Annotated in this window: 12 protein-coding genes; 8 read left to right on the forward strand and 4 right to left on the reverse strand. The window is 66.7% G+C overall.

Annotation, left to right across the window (positions count from 1 at the left end; all coding sequences use genetic code 11):
* Positions 1–17 precede the first annotated feature (17 nt).
* The 5 genes from treY (at position 18) to glgB (ending at position 10,132) form a co-directional block, all read left to right on the forward strand.
* Complete coding sequence (treY, locus tag ACYVLV_RS03095; RefSeq protein ID WP_460807611.1) at positions 18–2,288, forward strand: malto-oligosyltrehalose synthase; 2,271 nt, start codon at positions 18–20, stop codon at positions 2,286–2,288.
* Positions 2,289–2,297: 9 nt separating this feature from the next.
* A complete protein-coding gene (treZ, locus tag ACYVLV_RS03100) occupies positions 2,298–3,938 on the forward strand; it encodes a malto-oligosyltrehalose trehalohydrolase (RefSeq protein ID WP_460807613.1) in 1,641 nt (546 codons plus the stop codon).
* Between the two features lie 87 nt (positions 3,939–4,025).
* Positions 4,026–6,155 carry a glycogen debranching protein GlgX gene (gene glgX / locus ACYVLV_RS03105; RefSeq protein WP_460807614.1) on the forward strand — a complete coding sequence of 710 codons (2,130 nt, stop codon included), beginning with the start codon at positions 4,026–4,028 and terminating at the stop codon, positions 6,153–6,155.
* 97 nt (positions 6,156–6,252) lie between these two features.
* Entirely contained in the window at positions 6,253–8,238 is a 1,986-nt protein-coding gene (locus ACYVLV_RS03110; protein WP_460807616.1) for a maltotransferase domain-containing protein, read from the forward strand.
* 4 nt (positions 8,239–8,242) lie between these two features.
* Positions 8,243–10,132 carry a 1,4-alpha-glucan branching protein GlgB gene (gene glgB, locus ACYVLV_RS03115; RefSeq protein ID WP_460807618.1) on the forward strand — a complete coding sequence of 630 codons (1,890 nt, stop codon included), beginning with the start codon at positions 8,243–8,245 and terminating at the stop codon, positions 10,130–10,132.
* 45 nt (positions 10,133–10,177) lie between these two features.
* Here glgB and pgm read toward each other — a convergent pair whose 3' ends face one another.
* Together pgm and glgC are read right to left on the reverse strand one after the other, a co-directional pair.
* On the reverse strand, positions 10,178–11,815 hold the full coding sequence (gene pgm, locus ACYVLV_RS03120; protein ID WP_460807619.1) for a phosphoglucomutase (alpha-D-glucose-1,6-bisphosphate-dependent): 1,638 nt from the start codon (positions 11,813–11,815) through the stop codon (positions 10,178–10,180).
* Positions 11,812–13,062, reverse strand: a complete 1,251-nt coding sequence (glgC, locus tag ACYVLV_RS03125) for a glucose-1-phosphate adenylyltransferase (RefSeq protein ID WP_460807620.1) — start codon at positions 13,060–13,062, stop codon at positions 11,812–11,814. Before glgC ends, pgm begins: the two co-directional genes overlap by 4 nt.
* A gap of 61 nt (positions 13,063–13,123) precedes the next feature.
* Here glgC and glgA point away from each other — a divergent pair, with 61 nt between their 5' ends.
* Positions 13,124–14,332, forward strand: coding sequence for a glycogen synthase (gene glgA, locus ACYVLV_RS03130; protein ID WP_460807621.1), 1,209 nt, complete (start codon positions 13,124–13,126; stop codon positions 14,330–14,332).
* Between the two features lie 15 nt (positions 14,333–14,347).
* Here the strand turns inward: glgA and ACYVLV_RS03135 are convergent, their stop codons facing one another.
* Positions 14,348–15,298, reverse strand: coding sequence for a class II glutamine amidotransferase (locus ACYVLV_RS03135; RefSeq protein ID WP_460807622.1), 951 nt, complete (start codon positions 15,296–15,298; stop codon positions 14,348–14,350).
* Between the two features lie 202 nt (positions 15,299–15,500).
* Between ACYVLV_RS03135 and ACYVLV_RS03140 the strand changes: the two genes are divergently transcribed.
* A complete protein-coding gene (locus ACYVLV_RS03140; protein WP_460807624.1) occupies positions 15,501–17,108 on the forward strand; it encodes a Na+/H+ antiporter NhaC family protein in 1,608 nt (535 codons plus the stop codon).
* Between the two features lie 82 nt (positions 17,109–17,190).
* Here the strand turns inward: ACYVLV_RS03140 and ACYVLV_RS03145 are convergent, their stop codons facing one another.
* A complete protein-coding gene (locus ACYVLV_RS03145; protein WP_460807626.1) occupies positions 17,191–17,775 on the reverse strand; it encodes a hypothetical protein in 585 nt (194 codons plus the stop codon).
* Positions 17,776–17,975: 200 nt separating this feature from the next.
* Between ACYVLV_RS03145 and sqr the strand changes: the two genes are divergently transcribed.
* The gene (gene sqr, locus ACYVLV_RS03150; RefSeq protein WP_460807627.1) at positions 17,976–19,235 is read left to right on the forward strand and encodes a type III sulfide quinone reductase, selenoprotein subtype; all 1,260 of its coding nucleotides are present in this window, start codon (positions 17,976–17,978) and stop codon (positions 19,233–19,235) included.

Raw genomic sequence — 19,235 nt, forward strand, 5'->3', positions numbered from 1 at the left:
CAGCGGACGGTCGGCTCATGACGGTGCCGTCGTCCACCTACCGGTTGCAGATGCGGCCGGACTTCGGCTTCCAGGACGCCCGAGCGGTCGTTGACTACCTCGATGCTCTCGGTGTCGGCGCCGTCTACGTCTCCCCGGTCCTCGACGCGACTCCGGGGTCGACGCACGGCTACGACGTCACCGATCCGCGGGTCGCGCGGCCGGCTCTGGGCGGAGAGCTGGCTCGGCGGGACCTCACAGGCGCGCTGCGTTCTGCCGCCATGGGGCTGGTGGTCGACATCGTGCCGAACCACATGTCCATCGAGGTGCCTTCGGCCAACCCGTTCTGGTGGGACGTGTTGGCGAAGGGCCCGGCCTCACCGTTCGCGCACTGGTTCGACATCGACTGGAGTCGCAGACGCGTCCTCGTGCCCGTCCTGGGGTCGGACGCCGACGTCGAGAAACTTCAGGTCCACGACGGCGAACTCGGCTACTTCGACCACCGGTTCCCGATCTCCGGCTCCGCCGACGGCACCGCGCAGGAGATCCACGACCGTCAGCACTACGAGTTGGTCGATTGGCGGCGGGGGAACGCCGAACTCAACTATCGACGGTTCTTCGACATCACCACTCTGGCTGCGGTGTCGGTCGAGGAACGAGACGTCTTCGACGCGGTGCACGCCGAGGTGCTGCGCTGGGTGGCCGACGGCGAGGTCACCGGACTGCGGGTGGACCACCCCGACGGGCTCGCCGATCCCACGTCGTACGCCCAGTGGCTGCGAGCCGCTGCCCCCGAGGCGTGGATCGTCGTCGAGAAGATCCTGCACCCCGGCGAGCCCCTCCCGGACGCGTGGCCGGTGGACGGCACCACCGGGTACGACGCCCTCGGTGAGATCTCCGGGGTGTTGGTCGACCCCACAGGGGAGGCGCCGCTGACCGCGCTCGCAGCCGGCCTCGGGCAAGACACCGACTTCGCGAGGGTGGAGGAGACCGCGCGACGGATGGTGACCGATCACATCCTGGTCGCCGAGGTACGACGGATCGCGGGCCTCGTGGCCGGCATCCCGACCGCGTCCGCTCGAGAAGCCGTGGCCGAGATCATGATCGCCTTCGCCGTCTATCGGTCCTATCTGCCTGCCGTGAGCGACACCTGGACCGACGCGATCGCCCGGGCTCGGGAGCGTCGGCCGGACTTGGCGCCGGCACTCGAGGCCATCGACCAGCAGGTCACCGGTGAACCCGGAGGCGAACTCGCCACGCGCATCCAGCAGACCTCCGGCATGGTCGTGGCCAAGGGGACCGAGGACACCACGTTCTACCGCTACACGCGGTTCGCCGCCCTCAACGAGGTCGGAGGCTCGCCGGGACGATGGGGGATCGGCGTCGAGGAGTTCCACCGGCTCGCGACCGCCCGCGCCGCGGATGCCCCGGCGACGATGACGACGTTGACCACCCACGACACCAAACGGTCCGAGGACACCCGAGCCCGGATGCTCGTGTTGGCCGAGGTCGCGGACTCCTTCGCGTCTGCGGTGCGGGACTGGTCGGTCCGCTGCGGTCTGAGCGAACCCTCCCTCGACCTCCTGGCGTGGCAGACCCTGGTGAGCGCCTGGCCGATCAGCGACCAGCGGCTCGTCGACTACCTGCTCAAGGCCGCGCGCGAGTCGAAACTCCGCACGACCTGGACGGAGACCGACGAGCAGTTCGAGGACGAGATCCGGGCGTGGCCCGCCCTGGTCCGCGCGGAGGTAGGTGCCGACGTCGCGGGATTCGTGAGCCGGATCGAGGCGACCGGCTGGACGAACTCGCTGAGCCAGAAGGTCATTCAGCTCACCGCCCCGGGCGTTCCGGACGTCTATCAGGGCACCGAGCTGTGGGACTTCTCGCTGGTGGACCCGGACAACCGTCGGCCGGTCGACTACGACCTGCGCCGTGACCTTCTCGAGCAGTTCGATGCTGGCCTCGTCCCTCAGGTCGACGCATCCGGGGCGGCCAAGATGTTCGTCGTCCAACGAACCCTCCTCCTACGGCGCGACCACCCGGAGTATTTCGACCGATACACACCTCTGGCGGCTGAGGGATCGGCGGCGGACCACGCGATCGCCTATCAGCGCAGCGACGATCTCGTCGTGGTCGCAACGCGCCTACCCGTCGGCCTCGACGAGCGCGGCGGCTGGGGCGACACGATCCTCCGGCTCGGTGGTGCGACGTGGACCGATGCCTTCACCGGTCACCGGATCGACGGCGACGAGGCACGACTGGCCGAGGTCCTCGACCACTTCCCGGTCGCGCTTCTGGTGCGGGACTAGGTTTCCCCCATGCCGTTTTCTGTCTGGTGTCCTGAGCTCGCCCGAGTGCGCGTCGTCGTCGACGGCGCAACCCACGAGATGGCACGTGGCGAGGCAGGTTGGTGGCACAGCGATGTCGCAGGCGTCGACTACGCCTTCCTCCTCGAGGACGACGAGACACCGCTACCGGACCCACGGTCGCTGTGGCAGCCCCACGGCGTACACGCAGCGTCGCGGACCTATGACCACGACACTTTCCAGTGGACCGATCAGACCTGGTCGGGCATGCCACTCGAAGGTTCTGTGGTCTACGAGATGCACATCGGCACGTTCACCGCAGACGGAACCTTCGACTCCGCGGTCCAACGACTCGACCACCTCGTCGACCTCGGCGTGGACCTGGTCGAGGTGCTGCCCGTCAACTCCTTCGACGGTCCCGACGGCTGGGGGTACGACGGTGTCCTGTGGGGAGCGGTCCACGAGCCGTACGGCGGCCCCGACGGTTTCAAGCGCTTCGTCGACGCCTGCCATGCCCGTGGCCTCGGTGTTCTGCTCGATGTGGTCTACAACCACCTCGGACCCTCGGGCGCCTATCTGGGACGCTTCGGCCCCTACTTCGCCGGGCACAACGACTGGGGCCCCGGCCTCAACCTGGACGGTCCGGACTCCGACGAGGTGCGGGCCTACGTCCTGGACAACGCGCTGGGCTGGTTGCGCGACTTCCACGTCGACGGTCTGCGTCTCGACGCCGTCCACGCGCTGGTGGACCGGCGGGCGCTGACCCTGTTGGAGACCCTGTCGACGGAGGTCTTGGCCCTCGCTGAGGCGGCGGGTCGCCCACTCACGCTGATCGCCGAAAGCGACCTGAACGACCCGCGGATGGTCGTTCCCCGGGCCGCCCACGGACTCGGGATGGATGCGCAGTGGTCCGATGACCTGCACCACGCGCTGCACGTCCGTCTGACCGGCGAGACGGAGGGCTACTACGCCGACTTCGAGACACCCGGTGCGCTGTCCAAGACCCTGCGCGGTGCGTTCTTCCACGACGGCACCTGGTCGTCGTTCCGGGGTCGGACGCACGGGCGCCCGGTAGACATCGACGACGTCGCGGGCTCGGCCTTCCTGGCCTACCTGCAGAACCACGACCAGATCGGCAACCGTGCCGCCGGTGACAGAATCTCCTCGACCATCTCACCGGGCCTCCTGGCCTGTGGGGCCGCGATCGTGCTTCTCGGGCCCTACACGCCGATGCTGTTCATGGGGGAGGAATGGGGCGCCTCCACACCCTGGCAGTTCTTCGCCTCGTTCCCCGATCCCGACCTGGCCGACGCGGTGCGCACCGGGCGGCGCCGCGAGTTCAGTCGCCACGGGTGGAAGGAGTCCGACGTACCCGACCCCATGTCGCCGGCCACGTTCGAACGCTCGAAGCTCGACTGGTCCGAGACGACCGGGTCCGGTCACGCCGAGATCCTCGACCTCTACCGACGTCTGATCGCCCTCCGACGGTCCCATCCCGACCTCTCCGACCCCTCGTTGCGCGACTTCCGCGTCGAGGAGGGGGACTCCTGGATGGTCATGCACCGCGGATCTCTCCAGGTCAGAGTCGACTTCGCCGCCGAATCATTCGAGGTGGTCGAGGCTGGGACCGGGCGCCAGATCCTGAGCCACTGACCCATCGGTCCAGCCGACGTCTGGTCTGGCCACCGCTACGCACTGTTTCGACCTCCCTGACCCGCGTCATCTGAAAGGCTTCACCCCATGGCCACGCACCCCACCCCCGACGCCCAGGTGCTCGCGGGTAGACCGTTTCCGCTCGGCGCCCACCCGGAAGCGGGCGGCGTACGTTTCGCGGTGGACAGCAGGGTCGCCGAACGGGTCGAGGTCTGCCTGATCGACGACGACGGCACGGAGCGACGGATCGAATTGCCGGAGCGGACCTTCGGTGTGTGGCACGGGTTGGTCCCCGGTGTGACCCCCGGACAGAAGTACGGCTTCCGCGTGCACGGACCCTACGACCCCGCCGCGGGGATGAGGTGTAACCCCCAGAAGCTCCTCGTCGACCCCTACGCCCGCCGGATCAGCGGGACGGTGACGGACATCGAGGCCGCGCACGGGTACGCCGGTGATCACGAAGGCGTCGAACCCTCGCCGGTGGACTCGTTGGGCAGCGTTCCGCTCAGCGTCGTGACCAGTCCCGGAGGACCAGACACCGGGGTGAAACCGGAGGTCCCCTTCGAGGAGACGGTGATCTACGAGCTACACGTCAAGGGCTTCACCGCACAGCACCCCGACGTGCCGGAGCCGTTGCGCGGCACCTACCTCGGTATCGCCCATCCCGCAGTGATCGAGCACCTCCTGCGGCTCGGGATCACGAGCGTCGAGCTGCTCCCGGTCCAGTCGTTCGCCGACGAACCCTCGCTGATCCGCGCCGGTCGACACAACTATTGGGGCTACTCCCCGCTGGGCTTCTTCGCTCCGCACGCCGGCTACGCCAGCGAGCCCGGTCGTGAGGTGGAGGAGTTCCGCACCATGGTGGCCGCCCTGCACGCTGCGGGGATCGAGGTCATCATCGACGTCGTCTACAACCACACCTGCGAGGGCGGACCGGACGGACCGACGCTGAGCTTCCGCGGCTATGAGGCGCCGGCCTACTACCTGCACGACGAGGACGGTCACATGGCCGACCGGACCGGGTGCGGCAACACCCTCGAGGCGAGCTCGCCCACGGTGATCCGGCTGGTCACCGACTCACTTCGGTACTGGGCGACCGAGTTGGGGGTGGACGGATTCCGGTTCGACCTCGCCAGCACGATGGGACGACCGAACGGTGGTGCGTTCGATCCCGACTCGGCGTTGCTGACCGCGATCACGACCGACCCGGTGCTGTCCCGGTGCAAACTCATCGCCGAGCCCTGGGACGCGACCGGTGAGGGGTACAAGGTCGGGAAGTTCGGTGCCCAGTGGGCCGAGTGGAACGGCATCTATCGCGACACCGTCCGCGACTTCTGGCGCGGCGCCGCAGGAGGTGTCGACGACTTGGCGAGTCGGCTCTCCGGGTCCTCCGATCTCTATGACCACACGTTGCGCCGGCCGTGGCAGTCGATCAACTTCATCGATGCCCACGACGGCTTCACCCTGCGGGATCTGGTCTCGTACGACGACAAGCACAACGAGGCCAACGGCGAGGAGAACCGCGACGGAACCAACGACAACCGCTCGTGGAACCACGGCGTCGAGGGGGAGACCGACGACGTCGAGGTCCTGTCGCTGCGAGCGCGCCAGGCCCGCAACCTGTTCGCCACCCTCATGCTCTCGACCGGTACGCCGATGTTCGTGGCCGGCGACGAGCGGTGGCGGACTCAGGGCGGCAACAACAACGCCTACAACCTCGATGACCCCACCTCGTGGATCGACTGGACGGAGACCGACGAGGCCAACGACATGCTGGCCTTTTCGCGTCGGGTCGTCCACCTGCGCGCCAGCAGCCCTGCGCTGCGGCAACCGGAGTTCTTCGAGGGCCGGACCACGCCGACCGGCCACCCGGACCTGATCTGGTTGCGACCCGACGGCAAGGAACTCGAGACGGCCGATTGGGAGCAGAACGACAGCCGGTTCCTCGGCATGTGGATCGATGGCTCGAACAGTCAATCGCGCACCCGCGAGGGCGAGTTGTTGGCGGACCACTCGTGGCTGCTGCTGATGCACGCGGGCGCCGAGCCGATCGACGTCGTACTCCCGGGGGTCGAGTTCGGGGAAACCTTCGAACCGACACTCGACACGACGAACCCGGATGGGGCGCCGACCTCGGCGGATCCTCTCGCCGCCGGTGGTTCGTTGAGGCTCAGCGCGCGGTCGCTACTGCTGCTCAAGGCCCCCCGCAGTGACTAGTCCACAGCAGATCTCGACCTTTCACGGGTGTCTGTGGACCGAGCCTCGCTGATAGAGTCGATGTGACGCACGCCACCGACGTACGGGAGCCCACCGGATGACTGGCCGACTCGGCATCGACGAAGTACGACCCCTGTCCGGAGACGGCACCTACCCATCGAAGGCGGTGGTGGGCGAGCACGTTCCCATCTCGGCCCTCGTGTGGCGTGAGGGCCACGACGCGGTCTCCGCGACAGTCGTGTGGCGTGGTCCGGGGGACAGCGCCGACCGGACGACCCGCATGTATGAGCAGATCGCGAGCACCGATCTGTTCACCGCCACCATCGTCCCCGAAGCGGTCGGTCTCTGGACCTTCCGGATCGATGCCTGGAGCGATCCTTGGACGACTATCCGTGACGCCATCGTGGTCAAGCTGGGGGTCGGACAGAACGCCGATGATCTCGCCAACGACCTCGAACTGGCCGCTCAACTCCTGGACGAGGTGGCCGGGCGCAAGGATCGTCGCAAGCACAAGTCGACGTTGAACGGCGCCGCCACAGCCCTGCGAGCCTCGGAGCAGCCGCTCGGGGTCCGCACCGGTCCGGTCCTGTCCGACGATGTGCACCAGATCATGCACGCCTTCCCGGTGCGCCAGGTGGTGACCGAGGGGGCGACCCACTCGATCTGGGTCGACCGTGTCCGCGCGGCGTACGGCTCCTGGTACGAATTCTTCCCGCGCTCCACTGGCGGGGTGGACGCCTCCGGTACGCCGATCCACGGGACCTTCAAGACAGCCACCAAGGAACTCGACCGGGTGGCCGACATGGGTTTCGACGTGGTCTACCTCCCTCCGATCCATCCGATCGGGCGGGTCAATCGCAAGGGACCCAACAACTCGTTGACTCCGGGCCCGAGCGATCACGGCTCACCCTGGGCGATTGGGGCAAGCGAGGGCGGCCACGACGCGATCCACCCGGACCTCGGCACCGAGAAGGACTTCCGCGCGTTCGTCAAACGAGCCGCGGCACTGAAGATGGAGGTGGCCCTCGACCTGGCCCTCCAGGTGGCACCCGACCATCCCTGGGTAGAGGCCCACCCCGAGTTCTTCACGACCCTTCCGGACGGCACCATCGCCTACGCCGAGAACCCACCCAAGAAGTACCAGGACATCTATCCACTGAACTTCGACAACGATCGTCAGGCGATCTACGACGAGATGCTGCGGGTCACGCTGCACTGGGTCGAACGCGGCATCCGCGTGTTCCGGGTGGACAACCCCCACACCAAGCCACCGGACTTCTGGGCCTGGTTGATCGACTCGGTCAAAGCCGACCATCCCGACGTCCTGTTCCTCGCCGAGGCGTTCACCCGTCCTGCGCGGCTGTGGGGCCTGGCGAGGCTCGGATTCACCCAGAGTTACACCTACTTCACCTGGCGTATCACCAAGACCGAGTTGACCGAGTTCGGTACCGATCTGCGCGATCACTGGGACGTGGGACGACCCAACCTGTTCGTCAACACCCCGGACATCCTTCCCGAGCACCTGCAGGTCGGCGGTCCGGCGATGTTCGCCATCCGGGCCGCGCTCGCTGCCACGTTGGCTCCCACCTGGGGCGTCTACTCGGGTTTCGAGCTCTACGAGCACGAGGCGGTCAAACCGGGAGGTGAGGAGTACCTCGACTCGGAGAAGTACGAACTGCGTCCACGCGACTACGCCGCCGCGCTCGCCGCCGGAGAGTCCTTGCAGCCGTGGCTGACGCGGCTCAACGAGATCCGGCGTGCGCACCCGGCGCTCCAGCAGATGCGCACGCTCTGCTTCCACCACGTCGACAACGACGCCCTGCTCGCTTACTCCAAGCGCGACCCTGCCACCGGTGACACGGTGGTCGTCGTGGTCTCGCTGGATCCTGTGGGCACGCGTGAGGGAACGCTCTGGCTCGACCTCGCCGCGCTGGGCTTCGGCCCCGGGGAAGCCCTACAGGCCCATGACGAGGTCACCGGCGAGACCTACCAATGGGGCGACTCCAACTACATCCGCCTCGACCCCGCACGTGCGGTGGCGCACGTCCTCAGTCTTTCCCATCACTCGACCGAACGCAGCTGACTTCATGACGCAGAGCTTCCAGTGGCCCGCCAGCATCGGCGAGTTGGACCTACACCTCCTCAGCGAGGGCCGACACGAACGTCTGTGGGAGGTCCTCGGCGCTCATCCTCGGACCTACGACGGACCCGACGGACCCACGGACGGAACCTCGTTCGCGGTCTGGGCCCCGAACGCGCAAAGTGTCCGGGTCGCCGGTGACTTCAACTACTGGGGCGGGGACGAGCACCCGCTCCGACCGATCGGCTCGGGGGTCTGGGACCTGTTCGTGCCGGGGGTCGGGCCGGGCACCGCCTACAAGTTCAAGATCCAGGGCCCCGACGGCGCCTGGCGCGAGAAGGCCGACCCCATGGCTTTCGGCACCGAGGTGCCACCGATGACGGCATCGGTGGTGACGGGCTCCACGCACACGTGGCTCGACGCTGCCTGGACCGCCAAGCGGTCCGAACGCTCGCCGCTGGAATCGCCGATGAGCGTTTACGAGGTGCATCTGGGCTCTTGGCGTCCCGGATTGGGCTACCGGGAGTTGGCCGTGGAACTCGGCGCCTATCTCGCCGACACCGGTTTCACCCATGTCGAGTTGATGCCCGTCGCCGAGCACCCGTTCGGAGGATCCTGGGGGTACCAGGTCACGTCGTACTACGCGCCGACCTCCAGGTTCGGAAGCCCTGACGACTTCCGTTGGTTCGTCGACCAGCTCCACCAACAGGGCTTCGGCGTCATTGTCGATTGGGTGCCGGCCCACTTCCCCAAGGACGAGTGGGCGCTGGCCCGCTTCGACGGGACGCCGCTCTACGAGCACGCCGATCCGCGACGGGGCGAACAGCCCGACTGGGGGACGCTGGTCTTCGACTTCGGCCGTCACGAGGTTCGCAACTTCCTGGTCGCCAACGCGCTCTACTGGTTCGAGGAGTTCCACCTCGACGGCCTTCGGGTCGACGCGGTTGCCTCCATGCTCTACCTCGACTACTCCCGCGAGGACGGGCAGTGGGCGCAGAACGTTCACGGGGGTCGCGAGAACCTCGAGGCGGTGCAACTACTGCAGGAGCTCAACGCGACGGTCTACAAGCACCACCCGCACGTCATGATGATCGCCGAGGAGTCCACGGCCTGGCCGGGGGTCAGCCGGCCGACGGACGGGGGAGGGCTCGGGTTCGGTTTCAAGTGGAACATGGGCTGGATGCACGACACGCTGTCCTACCTCGGCCACGAACCGGTGCACCGTTCGTACCACCACGGTGAGATGACCTTCGCGATCGACTACGCGTTCACCGAGAACTTCGTGCTGCCGTTGTCCCACGACGAAGTCGTCCACGGCAAGGGGTCCCTGTGGGGGCGCATGCCCGGTGATGCGTGGAACAAGGCCGCCGGGGTCCGTGGCCTGCTGGCGTTCATGTGGGCGCATCCCGGCAAGCAGATGCTGTTCATGGGCGGTGAGTTCGGTCAGGAGTCCGAGTGGGCCGAGTCGGAGTCTTTGGCGTGGGCGGAACTCGACGACCCGCTGCACAGTGGGATCCTGCACCTCGTCAGGGACCTCAACGCCACCTATCGGGGGGCCTCGGCGCTGTGGAGCCAGGACAACGTTCCCGACGGTTTCCGGTGGGTCGACGCCAGCGACACCGGCGGGAACGTCATCTCCTTCGTCCGCATCGGAGCCGACGGATCCCAGGTCGTCTGCGTCGCGAACTTCTCCGGTCAACCCCACCACGACTACCGAGTGGGTCTGCCTGCGACCGGCACGTGGCGAGAGGTCATCAACACAGATGCCGAGATCTACGGCGGGTCCGGGGTCGGCAACCTCGGCACCGTGGTCGCCGAGGAGATCCCGGTGCACGGGATGCCGGCCTCGGCAGCGCTGCAACTCCCGCCCGCCGGGGTGCTCTGGCTGGCCCACTGAGCCCCAGCACGGCCCCTTCGATGTCGGGCAGAAGGTGGTCCGGGTTCAGCCGCTGAGAGCTGCGGTGACGACGTCCCGCGCTTCGTCCTGTACTTGCGCGAGGTGCTCGGGACCTTGGAACGACTCGGCGTAGATCTTGTAGACGTCCTCGGTCCCCGAGGGCCGGGCCGCGAACCAGGCCGATTCGGTGGTGACCTTGAGCCCACCGATCGGGGCACCGTTGCCCGGTGCCTCGGTGAGCTTGTTCAGGATCTTCTCCCCGGCAAGTTCGGTGGCCGTCACGTCCTCCGGCGCCAGCGCGGCCAGTTTGGCCTTCTGGGCGCGGTCGGCCGGCGCATCGATCCGGGCGTACGCCGGCTCCCCGTGTTGGGCGACCAGATCTGCGTAGTGCTCGCTCGGGCTGCGACCGGTGGCGGCGAGGATCTCCGAGGCCAGCAGCGCGAGGATCAGACCGTCCTTGTCGGTCGTCCAGGTGCCGCCGTCGCGGCGCAGGAACGAGGCTCCGGCCGACTCCTCGCCGCCGAAGCCGAAGGACCCGTCGATCAGGCCGGGCACGAACCACTTGAACCCGACCGGGACCTCCACCAACGGCTTGTCCAGTGAGTGCGCGACCCTGTCGATCATCGAGGACGAGACCAAGGTCTTGCCGATGCGGGCGGTCTGCGGCCAGTCCGGACGGGCGCCGCCGAACAAATAGCCGATGGCCACGGCGAGGAAGTGGTTGGGGTTCATCAGCCCTGCGTCGGGGGTGACGATGCCGTGCCGGTCGGCGTCGGCGTCGTTGCCGGTGGCGATGTCGTACTGGTCCTTGCGCTCGATCAGCGAGGCCATGGCGGAGGGGGAGGAACAGTCCATCCGGATCTTGCCGTCCCAGTCGAGGGTCATGAACCGCCAGGTCGCGTCGACCAACGGGTTGACCACCGTGAGGTCGAGACGGTGCCGTTCGGCGATCTCGCCCCAGTAGGCCACGCTGGCACCGCCGAGGGGATCGGCCCCGATCCGGACACCTGCCTCCCGGATCCGGTCCAGGTCGAGGACCTGAGGTAGATCGTCGACGTAGGTTCCGAGGAAGTCGTAGGACCCCACGGTTCGACGAGCCTTCTCATAGGTCGTACGACGCACGTCCCCCAGACCGGCAGCGATCAGTTCGTTGGCCCTCTTGGCGATGACGCCGGTGGCGTCGGAGTCGGCCGGTCCGCCGTGAGGCGGGTTGTACTTGAAACCGCCGTCGCCCGGCGGGTTGTGCGACGGCGTCACCACGATCCCGTCGGCGAGGCCGGAGGTCTTGCCCCGGTTGGCGCGGATGATCGCGTGGGAGACCGCCGGAGTGGGGGTGTACCCGTCCCGGTCGTCGACCAGAACCGTGACGTCGTTGGCGACCAACACCTCCAGTGCCGTGGCCCAGGCCGGTTCGGAGAGGCCGTGGGTGTCGCGGCCGATGAACAGGGGGCCGTCGTACCCGGCGTCCTTGCGGTAGTCACAGATGGCCTGGGTGGTCGCCAGGATGTGCGTCTCGTTGAAGGATGTCTTCAGGCTGCTGCCGCGATGACCACTCGTTCCGAACGCGACCTGCTCATCGACGCTCTCCGGGTCGGGGACGCGCGTGTAGTACGCGGTCACCAGGTGTGCGACATCGATGAGGTCCTCCGCACGCGCCGTGGTGCCGGCGCGGGAGTCATTCATCCGGGGACCTGCTGGTCCTTGGCCAACACCGTGAGGCCGTCCTCGACGACGAAGCCTCGGGCCCGGTCTTCTTCGGCGTTCACGCCGATCTGCACCCCGGGCGGAATGACCACGTTCTTGTCGATGATCGAGTTGCGCACCACGGCGCCCTCACCGACGCGCACGCCGGGCAGGAGAACCGAGTCGTTCACCTCGGCGCCGGTGTCGATGTAGCAGGCGGGCGAGAGGACCGAACCGTTCACCGAGCCTCCGGTGACCACGACACCCGGCGACAGGATCGAGTTGACGGTGGAGATCGGCGCTCCGTCGTGTCCCTCCACGAGCTTGGCCGGGGGTTGCGGGCCGTAGCTGGTGTAGATCGGCCACTGGCTGTTGTAGAGGTTGAACACCGGCAGTGGGGCGACGAGGTCCATGTGGGCGGCGTAGTAGGAACCCATCGTCCCGACGTCTCGCCAATAGCCACGATCGCGTTCGTTCGATCCCGGCACCACGTTGTCCTTGTAGTCGTAGACCGCCGACTCGGTGCGGTCGACGAACCACGGCACGATGTCGGCGCCCATGTCGTGCTTGGACCGCTCCAGCTCGGCGTCGCGGGTCACCGCCTCGCGCAGGGCCTCGGCGTCGAAGACGTAGTTGCCCATCGAGGCGAGCACCTCGTGCTTGGCATCGGGCAACCCCACCGGGTCGGTCGGCTTCTCCAGGAACGCGCGGATCCGTTCCGGCGACTTCTCGTCGAGGTCGATCACACCGAACTGGTCGGCCAGCTCGATCGGCTGTCGGATCGCAGCCACCGTGCACCCGGCTCCACTCTCCACATGTGCATCGACCATCTGCGAGAAGTCCATGCGGTAGACGTGGTCGGCGCCGACCACCACGACGATGTCGGGGCGTTCGTCGTTGAGCAGGTTGAGCGACTGGTAGATCGCGTCGGCGCTGCCGAGGTACCACCGTTTGCCGACCCGTTGCTGGGCCGGGACCGGGGTGACGTAGTTGCCCAGCAGCGTGGACATGCGCCACGTCGTGCTGATGTGCCGGTCGAGGCTGTGGGATTTGTACTGGGTCAGTACGACGACCTTGAGGAACCCCGAGTTCACGACGTTCGACAAGGCGAAGTCGATCAGGCGGTAGATGCCTCCGAAGGGAACCGCGGGTTTGGCGCGGTCGGCGGTCAACGGCATCAGGCGCTTTCCTTCACCCCCGGCAAGTACGACGGCCAGAACGTTCTTGCGGTTGGGTGCAGAACTCATAAAGTCGAAACTAGTACGGACAGGCGTTGCGCGTCGACACCCAAAGTGGAAGTTTTGACTTATGCGCATCGACCTTGTCTCCCGTGAGTACCCTCCCCACGTCTATGGCGGCGCTGGTGTGCACGTCGCCGAACTTGTCCGTGCTCTACGTGCCATCGACGATGTCGATGCACGGGTGCACTGCTTCGACGGCCCTCGCGACGAGCCGGGGACGACGGGGTACACCGATCCGATCGGACTGGCGGAGGCCAACGGAGGTATCCGCACGATCGGAGTCGACCTGGAGATGGTGGGCGGCATCGCCGGCGCCGACGTGGTGCACTCGCACACCTGGTACGCCAACATGGCCGGGCACCTCGCCAAACTGCTGCACGGCATTCCCCACGTCATCAGCGCCCACAGCCTCGAGCCCATGCGGCCGTGGAAAGCCGAGCAACTGGGCGGCGGATACGCCGTCTCGAGTTGGGTCGAGAAGACCGCATACGAGGCAGCCGACGCCGTCATCGCCGTCAGCGCGGCCATGCGGGAGGACATCCTGCGCAGCTACCCCGCCATCGACCCCGACGTGGTGCACACGGTGCACAACGGCATCGACACCACCGACTGGGCTCCGGTGCACGCACCGGACCGGGTGCGCGAACTCGGCGTGGACCCCGACCGCCCGAGCGTGATCTTCGTCGGCCGGATCACCCGCCAGAAGGGGCTACCGCTCTTCTTGCGAGCCGCCGCGCAACTTCCGCCCGAGGTCCAACTGGTGCTGTGTGCCGGTGCCCCGGACACCGAGGAGATCGAAGCGGAGGTGCGGGATCTGGTCGACGGGTTGTCTAGTCAGCGCGATGGCGTGATCTGGATCCGCGAGATGCTTCCGCGTCCGGACGTGGTCGCGTTGCTCACCGCCGCGACTGTCTTCGCCTGCCCCTCGATCTACGAGCCGCTCGGGATCGTCAACCTCGAGGCGATGGCGTGTGAGACCGCAGTCGTGGCCACCGCTACCGGCGGGATCCCCGAGGTAGTCGTCGACGCCTCGTCGGCCTCGGGGCAACCGGCCACCGGCTGGTTGGTACCCATCGAGCAGGCGCAGGACGGCACCGGCACTCCGTTGGACCCCGACCGGTACGTCGCCGACTTCGCCGCAGCGTTGGTCGAGGCGGTCAGTGACCCTGAGGTCGCCCGGGAGCGCGGCCTCGCCGGACGGCGGCGTGCCGAGGAGTCCTTCGCCTGGCCTGCCATCGCACAGCAGACCCTGGAGATCTACCGCTCTCTGCTGTGAGTTCCAACCGATCGGCTACACCTTGAGTCGGTTCACCCGCCTGGTGACGTGGTCCCCGGACCGCTCCAGGAAGACGATGTGGCCGAACTCGAGTTGCCACCAGTCGTCGGTCTCGTCGGTCAACGGCTCCGAGGCGAAGATGGCGGACTGGGCTTCCTCCTCGGCACACACGTCGACTTCGTAGGAGCCTTCGTAGTCCTGGAAGTTCCGCCCCATCAGCACGTACATGGGTTCGAGAAGCATCGAGAGGTGGTGATCGTCAGTCCCGGGTCCGGACTTGCGCAGCTCCTTCCAATCGCCGGGGACCTCGGTCCGCCCCTGATCGTCGGAGCCGTAGTTGACCCCGATGATCCGGTCGGGGGAGACCAACGCGATCTTCAGCTTGGTCAGTGCCACCAGGTCCAGCTTCTTCATGGCCGCCACGATGAGTCGCAGCATCTCCTCGAAGCCTCGTTGGACGTCCTCGAAGCTGTCGCCCTCGAGCAGTGAGAGCAGGAGAACGTAGAGAAACTCGGTGTCCGTGGTGCCGGCCATCTGCTTCAGATACACGTCGTTGCAATGGCCAAGCAGCTCTCGCTGCAGAATCTTCCAGTGCGGCAGCGCTCCGTTCTGGGCAAAGATCCAGGGGGTCGAGGTGTAGGAGAACGGGTGACAGTTCTCGTCGACGAGGACGGTCTTGGAGTCGTACGCCGCGGCCCGCACGTGCGCCAGCATCGTGCTGGCCTGCAGGCTCGGGATGATGCCAACAGCGTTGTCGTCGTAGAAGGCGGCCATCGGCCTGCGGTAGAGAAAGGGTTCCTCCGGCTTCAGCAGGTGCTCGCTCCAGGCACCGAACCCCCATCCCGCCAACTGGAGCAGCGGATGCAGCTCCGGATCGAGGGTCTGGTTGACCAGGCTGTTCTCCGGTTTCAACAGCAGACTCTCGAGCGGTAGTTCTGGTCCGATATAGGCGAGAACGCGGCACATGTGTTTCCTCACTGACCCGTCGTGTGGAGGTACGTCTGGCGTCAGGGGTTCCTGACGCAGTCGAGCATCGACTCAGTTGAGTATTGCCAGATCGACCGGCGTCAAACTACTTCACCCACAAGCAGAATCCGCGGCGCGGACAGTGGTGCCCGACGCGGAGTCGGGTCTATCGTTTCCCTTCACCCGCTCGGAGGAGAGAACCATGGTCGACAACTATCCGATCCTCACGCTGGTGCCACCCCTGCTCGCGATCGGTCTGGTGGTGGCTACCCGCAAGGTGTTGTTGAGCCTCGGCCTCGGGGTCGTGGCCGCGGCCCTTCTCATCGAGGGTTTCTCGCCGTGGAGCACAGTCACCCAGGTCCTGGGCACCTTCGGTGACATCTTCTGGCTGGACGGCGAGGTGAACACCGTCAAGGTGTACATCTTGATCTTCACCCTCACGCTGGGGGTGATCACCGCCTTCATCACCATGTCCGGCGGCACCCGCGCGTTCGCCGACTGGGCCCAGGAGCGCATCACGACCCGCCGGGGCGCGACGTTGCTGCCGGCGTTCCTGGGCATGGCGATCTTCGTCGACGACTACTTCAACGCCTTGGCCGTGGGTCAGGTCAGTCGACCCGTCACCGACACCCACCGGGTGTCCCGCGCCAAGTTGGCCTACCTGGTGGACTCCACCTCGGCTCCGGTGGCGGTCCTGGTGCCGTTCTCGAGTTGGGGAGCGTTCATCCTCGGTCTGATCGGGATCGAGGTCGCGGACTCCTCACTGGAGATCAGCGAGATCGGTGCCTTCATGCAGGCGGCTGCAGCCAACTACTACGCCTTCGCTGCGCTGCTGTTGGTCGCTCTGGTGGCGACGATGCAGTTCGACTTCGGGCCGATGCGCGCCGAGGAGCGGCGGGCGATCCTGGAGGGTCAGTGCTTCGACTCCGACGAGGAGATCCCCGGCCAACTCGCGGAGGATCTGCCGGTGCACCGACCCGGTGCCAAACTCGCCCTGATCGTCCCGTTCGCCCTGCTCGTGGCCGGGGTGCTCGGTGGCATCATCTGGACCGGACAGCGCGCGGCGGGCACGTGGTCCGTGGTCGACATCCTGGCCGAGACCGATGTGACTTTTGCTCTCATCGTGGGCGGGTTCCTCGGGCTGGCCGGCGCGATCTACTACTACGCCCGCGACACCTCGGAGAACCCGAAGTTCGGCGGAAGCACCTTCGGTCGCGCCTGGTTCGAGGGGGTGAAGTCGATGATGCCCGCGGTCAGCATCCTGATCCTCGCCTGGATGCTGGGCGCCCTGATCGAGAGTCTCGGCACCGGTGAGTATCTGGCCGGTCTGATCGAGAGTTCCTCGATCTCCCCGTCCTGGCTGATCCCGATCGTGTTCCTCTTGGCTGCCGCGATGGCCTTCGCCACCGGCACCTCCTGGGGCTCCTTCGGCCTGCTGATTCCTCTGGCCGGAGGCATCATCAACTCCCTGGATGCCCCGGAGCTCCTGTTGCCCGCCATGGGCGCCGTGCTGGCCGGGGCGGTCTCGGGCGACCACGCCTCGCCGATCTCGGACACCACCATCCTCAGCGCGACCGGGGCCGGGTGCAACGTGATCACCCACGTGACCACGCAGTTGCCCTACATGATCCTGGCCGCCGTTGCCTCGACCATGGGCTACGTCATGGTGGCAATGACCGGCTCGGTGTCCCTGGGTCTGGCCGTCACACTCGCGCTCACCGGCGCGTTGGCCTTCCTGGCCATGAGAGTCGGGGGACCGGCCGTCGACCCCGCAGAGATGCCGGACCGCGAAGCGAGCGGCGCGGTCTGACCGGGGCCACGAACGACAACCACCTCCGCCCCCAGTTGACGGGGCGGAGGTGGTGGTGCCATTCGGGGGTGACTCGGGTGGTTCAGCGAAGTACGGGGTACTTCTGGACCAGTTCGGTCTTCTCGAGCCTGGAGCCCAGGCCCCATGTCATCCCCGCGCCGACCAGGGCCAGCACGACCAGGGTGACTGCCCCCAACAGGTGGTCGTCCAACACCGGGTTGTTGTCCGGGGGCAGGACCACGGTCCACATCATCACGTAGAGCAGAGCGCCGGAGCCTGCGGCGAGTCGCATCGCCGCTCCGAGAGTGAGTGCCAGCCCGATCCCGAGCAGCGCCAACATGAACAGGGTGTCGGCCCAGGCCGCCCCGGCGATGCTGTTGTAGAAGCCCTTGAAGGGTCCGTCTGCGCCAAAGGCGAGGAAACCCTCCGTGGGGCTGCCGCCGTTGATCCAGGCTGCGTCGCCGAAGCGGTCGAGTACGCCGTCCTGGTTGTATCCGGTGGCGTATCCCAACGCCAACAGCTTGTCGAAGAAGGCCCACAGGAAGGTGAGTCCGAAGCCGATCCGTAGGACCGCGACCGCCCTGGCCGCCGTCTGGGTCAATCCGGTGGAACCCTCGGTGCGAGGGGAAGCAGTGTGCGTGACGCGGTTCTTCTTCGTGACCGACATGGTCATGACCTCCTCAGTTGGTGCTCTCAATGTGTCGCCCATCGAGGTGAACGTTCAGAGGAGGAGGTCACCAGTTGCGGTGTCGTTGGTCCCGCCAGGGTCCCCATCAACAGGGGACTTTGGACACTGCCGGCTCATCCCCGACGGATCTAGCGTCGAGGTGTGAGTACACCCCGTCTCGAACAACTCGAGGGAGCGACATGTTGAATCTCATCGTCCTGGGCGGCGGAACCGCCGGAACCATGGTGGCGAACAAGTTACGGCGGCGACTCGATCGCGCCGGGTGGAGTATCACCGTCGTCGATCAGGACGACAAGCATCACTACCAGCCCGGCTACCTGTTCGTACCGTTCGACGGGTACTCCCGTGACCAGGTCGTCCGGTCGCGCCGCAAGCTGCTCACCGACGGCGTCGATCTCGTCATGGGCACCATCGAACTCGTGGATCCGCTGGACAACACCGTGGTGCTGGAGGGTGGACGGCGACTGCCTTACGACCAGTTGGTCATCGCGACCGGCACGACTCCGCGACCGGATCAGACCGAGGGCATGCTGGGGCCCGAGTGGGGGCGCAGCATCTTCGACTTCTACACCCTCGAAGGCGCTGAGTCGCTCGCTGCGGCGCTCAAGACCTTCGATCACGGCAGGCTGGTCGTCCACGTGACGGAGATGCCCATCAAGTGTCCCGTCGCACCGCTGGAGTTCACCTTCCTGACCGAGTCGTGGTTGCGCCAGCAGGGACTCCGCGACCGCGTGGAGCTGGTCTACGTCACTCCGCTCGACGGAGCATTCACCCAACCGGTGGCCTCCGCCCACCTGGCCGGGATGCTGGACGAGCGAAACGTGCGGGTGGAGACCGACTTCCTCGTCGAGCGAATCGATCAGGAACGCAAGGTCCTCATCTCCTACGACGAACGCGAAGTCCCGTTCGATCTGCTGGTGACGGTCCCGGTCAACATGGGGGCGGACTTCATCGCCCGCTCCGGCCTGGGCGATGAGTTGAACTACGTGCCGGTGGACAAGCACACCCAGCTCTCGACGCAGTTCCCCAACATCTTCGCGATCGGCGACGCCTGCGACATCCCGGCCTCGAAGGCCGGCTCCGTCGCCCACTTCGCGGTCGAGATCTTCGTCGACAACTTCGTCCAACACATTGCCGGGTTGCCGATGACCGGGGCCTTCGACGGCCACGCCAACTGCTTCGTCGAGTCCGGGGACGACAAAGCCCTGTTGATCGACTTCAACTACGACACCCAACCGCTGACCGGCAAATACCCCGTGCCCGTCCTGGGACCGTTGGACCTGCTCAAAGAGACCCGGGCCAACCACCTCGGCAAGCTGGCCTTTCGCTGGATCTATTGGAATGTCCTACTCCCGGGGCGACCCGTCCCCCTACCCGCCCTGATGTCCATGGCGGGCAAGCACCAACCCGACGCATCACCCACCAAGCAGGAGGTCTGA

Source organism: Nocardioides salsibiostraticola, from assembly GCF_054783655.1.

What these genes read in the sequence shown, in the direction of transcription:
- treY (WP_460807611.1), top strand. Translation starts at nt 18, where the DNA reads ATGACGGTGCCGTCGTCCACCTACCGGTTGCAGATGCGGCCGGACTTC.
- treZ (WP_460807613.1), top strand. Translation starts at nt 2,298, where the DNA reads ATGCCGTTTTCTGTCTGGTGTCCTGAGCTCGCCCGAGTGCGCGTCGTC.
- glgX (WP_460807614.1), top strand. Translation starts at nt 4,026, where the DNA reads ATGGCCACGCACCCCACCCCCGACGCCCAGGTGCTCGCGGGTAGACCG.
- ACYVLV_RS03110 (WP_460807616.1), top strand. Translation starts at nt 6,253, where the DNA reads ATGACTGGCCGACTCGGCATCGACGAAGTACGACCCCTGTCCGGAGAC.
- glgB (WP_460807618.1), top strand. Translation starts at nt 8,243, where the DNA reads ATGACGCAGAGCTTCCAGTGGCCCGCCAGCATCGGCGAGTTGGACCTA.
- pgm (WP_460807619.1), bottom strand. Translation starts at nt 11,815, where the DNA reads ATGAATGACTCCCGCGCCGGCACCACGGCGCGTGCGGAGGACCTCATC.
- glgC (WP_460807620.1), bottom strand. Translation starts at nt 13,062, where the DNA reads ATGAGTTCTGCACCCAACCGCAAGAACGTTCTGGCCGTCGTACTTGCC.
- glgA (WP_460807621.1), top strand. Translation starts at nt 13,124, where the DNA reads ATGCGCATCGACCTTGTCTCCCGTGAGTACCCTCCCCACGTCTATGGC.
- ACYVLV_RS03135 (WP_460807622.1), bottom strand. Translation starts at nt 15,298, where the DNA reads ATGTGCCGCGTTCTCGCCTATATCGGACCAGAACTACCGCTCGAGAGT.
- ACYVLV_RS03140 (WP_460807624.1), top strand. Translation starts at nt 15,501, where the DNA reads ATGGTCGACAACTATCCGATCCTCACGCTGGTGCCACCCCTGCTCGCG.
- ACYVLV_RS03145 (WP_460807626.1), bottom strand. Translation starts at nt 17,775, where the DNA reads ATGTCGGTCACGAAGAAGAACCGCGTCACGCACACTGCTTCCCCTCGC.
- sqr (WP_460807627.1), top strand. Translation starts at nt 17,976, where the DNA reads ATGTTGAATCTCATCGTCCTGGGCGGCGGAACCGCCGGAACCATGGTG.